Below are 12,867 nucleotides of genomic sequence, written 5' to 3' on the forward strand. Positions count from 1 at the left end.
TCCATTTCTATATTAGTTGTTGTTAAAAAAATAAACATCACTTTTTTATATAAATGTTGAATAGCCTAATCGGCTTGTATTTTTATTTCCCCCTAAAACGAAGGAGTTCTCGTTATTTTCTGTAATAAAATTTTCAAAAATCTTAACGGTTACAGGCATCAAATAATCATAAATAGATTCTAATAATTCACGAAAAGGATGTCCTGAAACATAACGATAGATTTTATTGTACGGAACTGGACCAATGTTTACTACCCAGTTTCGTTCTCCATCCATATGTTTTCCGTTCGGAATTAATGTTATTCCTAATTTTGCGGTACCTAAAACAGTACTTTTTTCTTCGTCGTCTTGTTCATCGATTTGATTTGGCTGAAAACTAATTGAAACAGGAACATTATTAAATGCGCTCAAAAAATGACTAATCCATTTTGTATTTCCTCTCACCTCATGTAAAAATGGAAGGATATAATAAAAAATCTTTGCTGTTTCACTATCAACCTGTTTTAATAAAGGCCACAACTCCGAAACAATTTTTACAATTTCTCCAGATTTATCAGCAATATCAAACTCAGTTTCTTTTATTAAAGAAAGAACTTCTGTGTTAAAAAATTCTAATTCGAAGGGTTGAAAAAACTTACGTGCATTTTCTTCTACTTCTTTCTGTTTTTTAATCTCAAGAACAACTTTTTCAATATTTCGATTACTAATTCCTAAAGATGCCGGATGAAAAAGCCCTTCTGGCAAATAATCGTATATACTTTCGCGATACGATTCAATTAAAATACTTTCCTCATCAAATCCATAATAAGAAGACGTAATGCTTTTGATATCTTTAAGGTAAGGACGCTCATTAATTCCGACTCGTTTCAAAAATACTGAAGCATTAGATTTGTAATACCTCAAAAGATTTACCGCAACAGCTTCTGCTTTAAAATCAGTTTGTAATTTGTTGTAATTTTTATCCGATATGTTGTATAATATCTGCTCTTCAACTTCCATCATATCATCTTAATTTTCATTAATATTAACACGATATTCAACTCCATCAATTGCTTTTAGCTTAATATTATTCTTCAAAACATCTGCGACATTGTCCCAATATTTTTGTCCATAAAACGCATAATTAATTGGAATAATTTCAACATCTACTGTTCTAATAAAGCCTTCTTTTGGTCGATCACTAATCATTGTTCCACGTTTTACGCTAATCTTTTTAACTTCATCGCGCAACTCCATTTTACAATAATTCTTAACATCTTCTTTCGATATAATTTTATCGCGAGTTGTCAAAGCATATTTATAAGCCAAAATTGTATCCGAACGTTTTTGTTCCTCTAAACCTCCTATTGTTTCGGTTAATAAATAGATTTTCTGTTGATTTTTTTGTGAACTTAATTCAGTTCCAGGACGCAAACTATTCGCCATAGAACAATTTGTCATCCAAAAAGTAGCATATGTATGCCCCGAATTTTCTACAGGTTCTATAATCACATAATTCACATCGTCTTTTAGCTGTCTATTTACTTGATCGGTTTTTATCATCAAACCTTTCACTTTTATAGATATTTCGCCTAAAACATCTTTTACATTATCACGATTGTAAACCGAAAAAGCAGCAACTTCATCACGCAATAATTCCATTACATTTGATAATAAATCAACTGCATTTCGTGCGTTAAAACGCTCCATTCCTCCTCTACGAACTGTATATAAACCACGTTCCAAATCGTTTGTAGGCATAAAAGGAATTTCTGTATATTTTTTCCCTAATTCATCTATTACCTCATCTACATAAAGAAAATATTCGTTATCAGCTGTTTCTAAAGGAATATTGTTTCCCATTATGTCCAAATTATATTCTGTCTTTTTCCATCCTCGATTATAAATTGGAAATGCATTCAAAACAAATGAAAAATTCTCTAAAATATCTTGATCATATTGTGGCGGAAATTCTACCGTCAACCAAACTAAATTTCTATCCTTATACTGTTGAATTAATTGAATTTGATCATATAATTCTTCTGGCCAATTCGAAAAGTTGTCAGCAACTTTAGGATTAAATCCATCAACTTCAATAAATTTATCTGAATAAATATTTTTAATATCTTCCTTCAATTTGAATAAGATTGATTGATCTCGAAACAATCCTTCATATCCTTGAATTTCTTCAATTTTAGGATAATTTTTTCCTGAAGTAATATTTAGTTCATTTTCGTTACACGTAATTTTAATATGCGGCAACAAGCGATACACAAAATCTATATGTTCGAAAGTTGGATTTGAGCAATAAAAATTGAGACTTTCTGGAAAAATTTCAGATGAAAAATTAGAAAAGTCTAATCCTATTTTGATTTTTCTATAATTCTCTATTGAATTCGAAATTCTACTAACTGGTAATTTATTCAATTGCTCATCAATCTCATAAACTGTGTTTCCAGCAACCATCAAAACCGTTTGTGCATTGATAATTTCTACATTATCAATTGGTGTAAATGGAATTTCGATTTGTTGATCGGATTGAACTTTACGGAAAGAATTAAGATGTTTTTTGAAAAAAAACTCCGAATGTTCTAATAACAATTCTTTATCTTCCTCAGCAATACAAAAAGCGATCGCATGTGCAGGATTTGGATGCGTATATTTTGTTGGCGTTAATAGACGCGCCAATTTCTCTAAAATACGTCCATTAACATTTTGTATTTCGTTATTCGCTTTGAAAACTTCTGTACTAAAAGCATCAATTAAAAGTTTAACCAAAGGGTCTAAAGCTTGTATATTTTTTACACCCCATAGTTTTGTTGCATTTTGCAACATCCTCGCTTTTATTGATTCTTTAGAATATATTTGTTGGTTTAGGTTCATTATTTATTCTGTTAATCAATAGACATTGGACTCAAATAAAGTTCTGTTGTAAAATTGAAATTTTCGCCTGTGGATTCTAACCTGGAGTTAATTCCAATTTTAACTTTTTTCTTTACTTCTGTATAACCTTTGGTTTCGTAACTATGTTCTACATAAGTAATATGAGCTTGTACTTTCGGATTTTGTAGCCTCGGCTCATAATCATTAATTTGCCTTATCAAACTTTTTATAAAAATAGTTTCCCAAATCGTTGTACTTATTCCGTTATCGAATTCTACATCCCAAACGTCATTTCCGTACTCTTCATCGTATCTATTTTCACCTTTTTTAGTCGTTATAAGCAGCATGATATTTTGCGCAATGCTTTCGAAAACGTCACAAGTTTCCACTTGTCCGTTGCTTGCCATCAGGTTCAATGGTCTAAAAGGTAGTTTGTAGTTAGAGTTTTCCATTTAGGTAATAGATTGATTCTCTTAAATTAATATATTTTTTTGATTCGACAAAAATTAGTTCATGACTTTTAACGATTGACTTAAAATTTCATCTTGATTTAACGAAAAAATGGTCATTAATTCATTCGGTAATGATAAAATTCCTTCGCCTGTATCACTTAATTCTTTGTTTAAATTTTTATTCCAAATTAATAAATCATTCGGCTTTATTTTTAAGAATTTCGCAATCACATCAAGATTATAAGCAGAATTGATTTGGGTTGTCGAAATACTCGTATCAATTTCTTTTGGAACAAATTTTTGATAAACAACTTCAGGCGTATTTGCTTTTAAACCATTATAATCATTCAAAACATCATCCAAATGTCCGCTTGCATAACTTGCATTCAAATACTTCTGAACATGATTGATTGTTTCTGCTGGTAAATATTGATAAAAATCTGTGTATCGTTTAGAACCTGCTCTATCCATTGCTTTCTGAATATTACCTTCTCCACAATTGTAAGCAGCAACAACCGTCACCCAATTTCCGTATTTATTGTACAAATTCTTTAACGAGCTCATTGCAGCTTTTGTACTTTTATAAATATCATTTCTATCGCGTTCTGTTAATCCGTATTCGCTTGCATGAGCAGTCATAAATTGCCAAATCCCAGAAGCTCCTGCGGAAGAAACTGTTCCTGAATCAAAGCTAGATTCGATAAATGCTAAATTCTTTAGATGACGAGGAAGTCCTCTTTCTACAAGAGAATACTCTATAAAGTCAACAATATCTTTATTGTTTTGTATCACACTTTTATAGCGATTAACACTTTTCTCAGACGTATCTGTTGCACCTAAAGTTTGTGCAGAAAGTGAACATGGTATGCTAAAAAATGCTAATATTATGGCGTATTTTATCATGGTTGGTAGAGAGTTTGTATTATTTCTTAGACTCGATTGTCTTCCATTTAAGCTCTTGTGTTTTTTTATTAATATCAATCTGAATCGTTTGACCAGCTTTTACTTCTTCACGAACGATCATTTTAGAAATTGGTCGCGCAATTTGCGTTCTAATAACCCCAGATATTTGTCGAGCACCGTATTTACTACTAAAACCTGTTGTAGCAAGATGTTTGATGGCTTCTTTCGAAATTTCTAAACCAATATTCATTCGAGTTAAAGAATTGATTAATGATTTTAATTGAATAGAAAATATTTTCTCCGCCATTTCTTCATTAATCGGAGCGAATGGAATAATTTCTGTAATACGAGCCAAGAATTCTGGTCTAAAACGCCCTGAATCAGTCATAATTTTCATCAAATTAGAAGAAGCTGGAATTTCTTTTCTTTCGAAATATTTCACGATTTCTTCACTTCCAATATTAGAAGTAAAAAGAATCAATGAATTACTAAAATCCCCTTCTTTTCCTAATTTATCATGCACTTTACCTTCGTCCATAATTTGTAAGAAAACATCAAAAACAGAAGTATGTGCTTTTTCAATCTCATCAAATAACACAACCGAATAAGGCTGTTGACGAATCTTGTTCACCAGCATCCCTCCTTCTTCATAACCAACATATCCCGGAGGTGCTCCATATAATAATGCTGCCGAATGTTCTTCTTTAAACTCTGACATATCAAAACGAATCATTGCTTTTTCGTCATTAAATAACAATTCTGCAATAGATTTAGCCAATTCTGTTTTTCCTGTTCCTGTTGGACCTAATAAAAAGAATGAACCAATTGGTTGTCCTGGTTTGTTTAAACCACTTCGGTTTTCGATAATTGCATCTGAAAGAATTTTTAAAGCATGATCTTGCCCAACCACACGATTCGTTAGTAATTCTTCCATATTTAGTAATTTTTCTTTCTCTTGCGATTGAATTTTACCAATAGGAATGTTAGTTTTAGCTGCCATTACAGCTGCCATTTCCATTTTACCAACTTTTTCTCTTTTTACAGCAACATGTTTTATAAGTTCATCAAAAGTAGAATCAATAATTTTTTCGACTTCTTCGATGCTCATTTTATCATCCAAAACATGTTGTTCTACGAGTGACCCCCATAAAATTGGACTTAATTTATTCTTCAATAAATTATATTGCCAAATTAATTCATCCACCTTAAATTCATCATTTGATAAATCTTCTTTTAAGGTTTCATAATTTGACTTCCAATCTGCTAATTCTTTTTCAGATAATTCATCTAACATTTTGATAGAAGCCATTGTTCTATCCAATAAATCGATAGCTGAATCTGGTAACTTTTTACCTTTCGCATAACGTTTTGCTAAACGAATACACTCTGGTAAAGCAGTTTTCTCAACTTCAATATTATGATGTTTTGTATAACCATCTAAAACAACTTCAATCATTTTGACACAAGTTGCATCGTCCGGTTCTTCAACAACTAAAACCTCAAAACGACGATCAAAAGCTCGTTCTGGCTCGATAATTTTGCGGTATTCTTCTTGTGTTGTTGCGCCAATTACAGTAATTTCTCCACGTGCTAATTCTGGTTTTAACAGATTTGCAACATTACCAGCAGTTCCTTTAGGATCAAGAAGTGAATGAATCTCATCAATAAATAAAATAGCTTTATTCATTTGTTTACATTCATTGATTACCTTTTTCAATCGGTCTTCTATTTCTCCTTTATATGTTGTTCCTGCAAGTAAAGAACCTGTATCTAATTCTAATAATGTTGCTTCTTGCAACATTTCTGGTACATTAGCATTATTAATTTCGTTCGCGAAACCTTCTATCAAAGCTGTTTTTCCTACACCTGGTTCTCCAACTATAATAACATTAGGTTTTGTACGACGACAAAGAATCTCGACTAAATTTCTTAACTCTTTATCACGCCCAACAATATTATCTAATTTACCATCTTTCGCTTCTTGCGTTTTATCAATACAATAGCTATTAATTGAAGGAAAACTTGAATTATTTTTAGTAGGATTTCCTAAAAGTTGTTCTTCTACAGAAATTACTTTACCATCATCATTTCTGAAAAGGTTGATTATTTCATGTTCGCGAAGTGGTAAAGATTTCAGCTCTTGTGTTGTGTAAGCTACATTTGCTTTTGTAATACTCGCTAATAAACAAATAGGAGATATTTCGTCTAAACCTAGTTTTACACGAATCTCATCTGCTTCTTCAAGAATTTGATCAATTTGATCATCTGGAAGAGCTTCACTTGGTAAATGTGCTGTTTTTAGATATTCTTCCACACGAACATCTGCCCAATCATAAATATAATTTGGATCTTTATCTATTGATTGTAAAAACTCACGAAGTCCTATATCCTTGTGCATTAATGCCATTAGCAAATGCGATGCACCATAGGTAGAATTGTAATTTTCTCTTGCGATAGATTGCGCAATATGAAAAATCTGTTTAATAGTATCATTACTTATTAAAACACTCATATAGTATATTTAGGTTAGTAGAAAGTATTACAAAATCTGTTTAAGAAAAACTATATTTTATAATGTTAGTCCAAAGCTATAATTTTTTTTAAAGAAAAAAAATATTATTAATCAATTATTTACATTTTGAAATAAGTTTTATATATTAGTACCAAACTTATTCTCTACCTAAACATGAATACCAAATCTTCTGCAATAACCAGATTTTCTATTGCTGAAAATGATTATTATTTTAAGCAATTCTTAGTCAAGATGCTCCAAGAAAATCCGTTTTACGAGATCGTAAACGAGTGCAACAATGGAAGCGAATTGATAAATAGGCTGTATAAAAAACAAGAAGATGTTTTTTTAATCAATCTTTTTATGCCTATTATTAGTGGCTTAGAAGCTATAAAATTAATAAGGAAAACAGACGAAAAAACTCCAATACTAACCTATTCTTCCACTTATCAAGAAGATATTTCTATAACGCTAGACGAAATTCCCAACACATTTTATTGTCAAAAAAATAGTATCATTATCAAAGATATTTTGAGCAATTGTGTACTTTCTGACAATTCTGATTACAATGAATATAAGAAAGAATGGGCAGGACAATCAGAAACAGTTCAGAATTATATGAATCGTCAAGAAGCTGAAATTGAACAAGAACTAACTGTTACGGAAATTCAAATTATAAAACTTTGTTATGAAGGTTTTAGCAACAAAGAAATTGGAGATCGAATTAACCTCAGCACGCGTACCATCGATACTTATATCACACGACTAACCGAACGATTAGGATTAAAAAATAAAATAGATTTGGTTCGATTTTGTGTCGAACATGGTTATTACAACACAAGCATCTAAAAAACTATACAACTCTAAACTATGATTACAACTCCCTACGGACAGCAAAAGCTGAATAAAAAAGATGTTCAAAAAGGAACATTCAATTTTATTCTATCATTTATTGTTTTATGTCTTTTTTCTTTTTTTGCCATATTTCTTTTCTTTAAAAGCTCTGAAGTTCAAAAAGATGACATACAAGGCGATATCGAACGATACCGAACAATCATCAACCGAAATAATATTCTACAAACTAAGCTAGATACAATCTATTTCAAATTAGATAAATTATCGAAAGATGAAGTTGGTAATGAGATTTTCTTACGAAATTCTATTGTTCGTGATATTAAAGAATGTCAAATTGTAATGGGAGAAGACAGTATCAGAGAGTTTAAACAATATGCTGCTTTGATGAATAATCTGAAACAAACTATTGAATTTAAAGGACAGATGATGATGACCGTTCATCAAGAAAAAATTGCTTTACGTGATCTGAATGAATGCACGAAAAAAGTGAATGAATTGAATGCTGCTTTAGCTAGATATAGACAATAACCTAAAAAATCAAAAAACTTATGCAAGTTCAGATTACTTTATCTAAGAAAGAAAAACGTTACTATTTTTCTTACTTATTAGCAATGTTACTTTTTGTATCCGCTCTTTTGACAATTGTCTTTGTCAAAAATTTTGAATCACCTTTTGATAACAGCGATTATATCTCAATACAAACATTAAACGAAAAAAATAAATTTGATGTTCAGCAAAATATGGTTCAACCTATTTTAGATAGTACTTTTTCTAAAATCAATAAATTGAATTTTGAAAATAGAAATTCGATGAAAGGTTATGAAATAGAAAATAGCATCAGTGATGTAGCTAATCTATTTGAAATGGGAGATTTCAAAGATCCACGAAAAGAATCTTATCTAAAAATTGCAAAATTCTATAAAATGTATCTCGATGATAAAAAAATAGAATCGAACAGAAAAGATAACGTAGGTATTTATAAAAAACAATTTGAAGATTGTACACTCTCGTACCAAACTAAACAACAACAACTTATTACATTAACAAGCAAAAAATAATCTTACTAAATCTAACGAAATGAATTATATTCAGAAAAACAAAACCAATATAATGATTGGAATCACAGCGCTTTCCGTTATTGGAATTTTGCTTTATTTATGGTTTCAAAGTCGAAATGATATTAATGCGCAAAACATTAATGCACAAGCTTTTCCTAATACTATTAATGTTGGTGATTCTTTAACTTATAAAGATGATACAAAAAATGCAAAAACTTACAAATGGGATTTTGGAGATGGAAAAACTTCAGATAAAAAATCGGGTGTTCACTTTTTTGACAAACCTGGATATTATCAAGTTACAGTTTTGATTAATAATAAGTATCCGAAAACTTTTCCGATTCTTGTTTCTCCTAAAGTTGTTTCTAACCCTGTTATTGAAGTTACAACTATACAAGCTCCACCAACAGCTCAACAATTTACAAATGTATTATTCTCTACCAATAATTTAACAGCAAAAGAATTTCGATGGAAATTTGGAGAATCAGGAGGAATAGATGCATTTGATAGAAATCCTACCTACTCTTATAGTAAACCAGGAGATTATATGGTTACATTATACACAGACGAACAATTAGAACCTGTTGCTACACACCGTATTAGAATCACAAAATCTTTTGAACCTTTAAAAGATGAAGTTGTAATTCCTAAAATAGAAGTAGACCCTACAATTGCAATTAATAATGATTTCAAAATAAAACTTCAAGCAATCGCAAATGGATTGGATTTTAATTCTAATTATAACTATTTACTAAGAAAATATTTATGTAACAATGATAATACTCAAGTAGTTGTAAACGACAAAAATAACAGTTTTTACTACTATACTACAGGATTACAATTTGATAAAAATAATGCAATTAACGAAGTAAAAGTAACACTTGATAACGAAGGAAGTTGCGTTATAAAAGTCGAAGTAAAACAAAGCAAATAACTAACTTATGAAAAAACATATCTTACCTATTACACTTGCCTTAACAGCTTCTTGTTTAATATCAAGCTGTAGTGTAAAACTGCCAGCTCAACGAACGCCTAATCAATCTATTTATGGTTTTATTGAAGAAACTAAAGTAATTGATGGCTATCCGAAGAAAAATAGTCCTTGGGTTGTTATTTCTGATCGTGAAAATAACACTGTTTATGTCGATAAAAGTGATCAAAAATCTCCAAAAGAAATCAAATTTTTAGAACCTTTATTGGTTCTGAATTATAAAAAATCATCTGGTTTAGTAAAAGTTGCAGAATATGTTTCGGATGCTTTATTAAGAAAAACATCTAAAAAAGCAATCAAATCTTATGGTTGGATACCAGAAGATCAGTTGTTATTATGGACAAATGCATTGAAAAATCAAGAAAATGGTTTTACCATCAAAGCTGCGCTTGTACCAAATAATATAGATGTCATGAAAACAGGTGATAAATATCTTCAGAATGATTCTGTTTTAGTTTACACTTCTCCTCAACTAACTCAAGCTAGAAAGAAAAAATTACCAGTTGGTCAGTTAGTTTACATTTACAAACAATCTGAAAACAATAAACGCTATTTGATTGGAAAATCGCCTGAAATCAAAATAGATAGCTACGAAGACAATGTATATGGTTGGGTAAGCTCGAATATGATTTCGTATTGGGGAGAAAAGTATGCAGTTAGAATTCCAAACAAAGAAAATTATGATTCAATTATTAATAAAATTGGATTAACAAAACCTTTACAATCTCCAGAATCCAATGATAAAAAGTATCTGAAAAATAATTATTCTTCAAATGCTTTAGATAATATTATTCCAGTTTCGTTAAAAGATGCGGATAAAGTAGAAAAAAATAAACTGAAATATTCGGCTAATATTTTAGATTACAACAAAAATTTTGTTTTCAATGTTGCTGGTAAACCAATTTATTTTGATCAATATAAAGAAATAATTACCAATAATAAAAACTTAAATATTGTTTTTGCACTTGATATAAGTGCCGAAAATTCTAAAAGTATTGCCATTGCAAAATCTATTTTCCAAGATTTTCAAGTCAAAATAGACAAATTAAGCTATTATAAAAACATCAAATACGGAGTTGTTTTATACAAAAATAACAACTGTGGTGATAATATGGCTGTTTCAGAACTTTCAGATAGTTTCGAGGTTATTTCAAAATACATTGATGATCGTTCTAAAGAAATGAAATGTAACGGTCCTAGTGGTCAACCCTATCAATTAGCTTTAGCATCAGCAGGTAATTTATTAAGAAATGTTCCTGACGAATCTAATATTGTTGTAGCTATTGGCTCTACAGCAGCTTCTGGAACAGGTATTGGAGATGCTATTAGAACATTATCTCAATCTCGTGCTAGAATTGTTGCTTTCCAAAGTTTTTCAGGTGCTGGAAATGAATTTAACAATTTTGTTTTAGCTTCAGAAGGTATAATTACTCAATCTGCAAAGAATGTTGCAAAACTAAAGATGGAAAAAATTGTTGATCAAAATGAAGTAACCAATAAAAACAATTATAATTTAGTTGGAAATGAAGATGGTTTATACTCATTAGATTATCCAAAAACAAGTATGACTCAAGGTTTTGTAATTTATCCACGAAAAGGAGAATTGGCTTCTAATAGTTTATTAGCAAAAGCTCTTGATAGTATTACGACACAAATTACAAAAGAGAACAAAGAAATTGATGCTTCTTTGACAAAATATTTCAAATCAAATGTTGGAGTTGCAAAAACAGAAATAAAACCAAGATATAGAAGTTTATTTCCTGGCGCTCCATCCCCAATGCCAGCAGAATTTTCTTCTCAATTTGTCACAATTGATCATCCTTTTTTAATTAAAGGAGAAATTCAAAATGATTTAAAATATAGTCCACTTATTGATCGCGGAATTTTAATTTCATCGGAAGAATATGAAAATCTTCGTCAATTGTATCTTTCAATTTATCACGAAACAATTATCAAGAACAGAGATTTTAATCAAAGTACAGCGATCAAACGTTATATGAAGATTGTAAAAGATAATTATACTACTTTGAAAGAATTTCAAGCAAAAGATTTAGGCAAAAAAACGATGGCTTATGCAATTGCAACAAGTACTGGATATGATACTTACAACGAAGATATAATGACAAAATATACCTTAAACGATTGGAGAAAAAAGAAAATAATCGACCCTACAATTGTAAAAGAATATTTTGCGAATTACAAAGTTTTAGCAGATCGTTTATTAGAAAATAAAAACAATAAGAAAATCGTTATCAAGCAAAATGGTGAAACTTATTATTGGATTAATCAATACTATTTACCAAACTTGTATAACATTCATGTTGAATAATATTTAAACAAAAAAACTGTCTTAATCGACAGTTTTTTTATTTATTTTATTCTTTATTTCACAGGTGTTTCTCTCGCTGCTTCGTATATAATCGAATCTCTTTGCTCTTGAGTCAAATCATATTTGTAATCAAATATTGCAGATTCCCAATCGCCATATCCAACATTTGGCAATACAATAAATCGTTTTCCAAATTCAGATTTTAAAGTTTCTACAGCTGCCGCTCTTTCTTTTTCAGATTTATGATTATCAAATAAAGAAGAAAAATCTGTCAAACTATCTCCCAACAATAAAACAATGTCATAATCTTTCGAAATATTTTGACGACGCGCTTCTTTACTACTTTCTTTGCTTCTCAAAATTAAATTCTGAGCACTTTGAATTGGATAATTGTATTTCTCTAAATTTGCTAAAGTTCCAGGACGTTCCACTTCATATCGATTTGTAACGTAAAAAATCTGAACTCCCTTACTCGCCGCATACTGAAAAAACTCTTGAGAACCAGCCAAAGGCGTTGCAATTCCTTTAGAGGTCCAATTTGCCCAAGTTTCTTGCGACCACGTTTTTCCTTGACGCGCCATTTCTACTGCATAGTACGAATTATCCAAAAAAGTTTCGTCAATATCCGTTACAATCGCCAAAGGTTTTGCGCCTTTTTTCGCGATTGCTTCATCCAATCTCATTTTAGCAACATTATAAGCTTGCTGGCTTAAGGCTTGATATTCAGCGGCACGTTGTTGAAAAAATGCAGCATAAATTTTACCATCAACTTGCAAACTTTTTTGCTGAACTGGTTGTTGTTCAGTAACTATTTTTGGTGTTTGACAAGCTGTTAATCCAAAAAGCATCAAGCTTCCAAGCATCAATTGTATATGTTTCATATCTCTAAATTCTGAAATGCAAAA

Annotated in this window: 11 protein-coding genes; 5 read left to right on the top strand and 6 right to left on the bottom strand. The window is 30.4% G+C overall.

The window, feature by feature from the left end; translation table 11 throughout:
• Positions 1 to 45 precede the first annotated feature (45 nt).
• From B2217_RS04365 to B2217_RS04385, 5 genes are read right to left on the bottom strand one after another with little or no spacing between them, the layout of a single operon-like run.
• The gene (locus B2217_RS04365; protein ID WP_244958033.1) at positions 46 to 1,002 is read right to left on the bottom strand and encodes a hypothetical protein; all 957 of its coding nucleotides are present in this window, start codon (positions 1,000 to 1,002) and stop codon (positions 46 to 48) included.
• A gap of 6 nt (positions 1,003 to 1,008) precedes the next feature.
• Entirely contained in the window at positions 1,009 to 2,862 is a 1,854-nt protein-coding gene (locus B2217_RS04370) for a type VI secretion system baseplate subunit TssF (protein ID WP_180906423.1), read from the bottom strand.
• A gap of 11 nt (positions 2,863 to 2,873) precedes the next feature.
• A complete protein-coding gene (locus B2217_RS04375; RefSeq protein WP_291115604.1) occupies positions 2,874 to 3,314 on the bottom strand; it encodes a GPW/gp25 family protein in 441 nt (146 codons plus the stop codon).
• 54 nt (positions 3,315 to 3,368) lie between these two features.
• Positions 3,369 to 4,217, bottom strand: coding sequence for a lytic transglycosylase domain-containing protein (locus tag B2217_RS04380; protein WP_180906421.1), 849 nt, complete (start codon positions 4,215 to 4,217; stop codon positions 3,369 to 3,371).
• 19 nt (positions 4,218 to 4,236) lie between these two features.
• Positions 4,237 to 6,729, bottom strand: a complete 2,493-nt coding sequence (locus tag B2217_RS04385) for an ATP-dependent Clp protease ATP-binding subunit (RefSeq protein ID WP_180906420.1) — start codon at positions 6,727 to 6,729, stop codon at positions 4,237 to 4,239.
• Positions 6,730 to 6,903: 174 nt separating this feature from the next.
• Between B2217_RS04385 and B2217_RS04390 the strand changes: the two genes are divergently transcribed.
• Genes B2217_RS04390 through tssR form a run of 5 tightly spaced genes read left to right on the top strand, consistent with a single transcriptional unit; the run spans position 6,904 to position 11,962 of the window.
• Complete coding sequence (locus tag B2217_RS04390) at positions 6,904 to 7,578, top strand: response regulator transcription factor (RefSeq protein WP_180906419.1); 675 nt, start codon at positions 6,904 to 6,906, stop codon at positions 7,576 to 7,578.
• Positions 7,579 to 7,599: 21 nt separating this feature from the next.
• Positions 7,600 to 8,112 (top strand): type VI secretion system TssO, encoded by a 513-nt coding sequence (tssO, locus tag B2217_RS04395; RefSeq protein ID WP_180906418.1) that lies wholly within the window; start codon positions 7,600 to 7,602, stop codon positions 8,110 to 8,112.
• 20 nt (positions 8,113 to 8,132) lie between these two features.
• Positions 8,133 to 8,642, top strand: coding sequence for a type VI secretion system TssO (gene tssO / locus B2217_RS04400; protein ID WP_180906417.1), 510 nt, complete (start codon positions 8,133 to 8,135; stop codon positions 8,640 to 8,642).
• Positions 8,643 to 8,694: 52 nt separating this feature from the next.
• On the top strand, positions 8,695 to 9,576 hold the full coding sequence (locus B2217_RS04405; RefSeq protein ID WP_244958032.1) for a PKD domain-containing protein: 882 nt from the start codon (positions 8,695 to 8,697) through the stop codon (positions 9,574 to 9,576).
• Between the two features lie 7 nt (positions 9,577 to 9,583).
• Positions 9,584 to 11,962 carry a type VI secretion system protein TssR gene (gene tssR / locus B2217_RS04410; protein WP_180906415.1) on the top strand — a complete coding sequence of 793 codons (2,379 nt, stop codon included), beginning with the start codon at positions 9,584 to 9,586 and terminating at the stop codon, positions 11,960 to 11,962.
• Positions 11,963 to 12,015: 53 nt separating this feature from the next.
• Here tssR and B2217_RS04415 read toward each other — a convergent pair whose 3' ends face one another.
• Complete coding sequence (locus tag B2217_RS04415; protein ID WP_180906414.1) at positions 12,016 to 12,843, bottom strand: 5'-nucleotidase, lipoprotein e(P4) family; 828 nt, start codon at positions 12,841 to 12,843, stop codon at positions 12,016 to 12,018.
• Between the last annotated feature and the right edge of the window lie 24 nt (positions 12,844 to 12,867).

Source organism: Empedobacter sp. UBA7620 (genome assembly GCF_002484185.1).
Classification (GTDB): Bacteria; Bacteroidota; Bacteroidia; order Flavobacteriales; family Weeksellaceae; genus Empedobacter; species Empedobacter falsenii_C.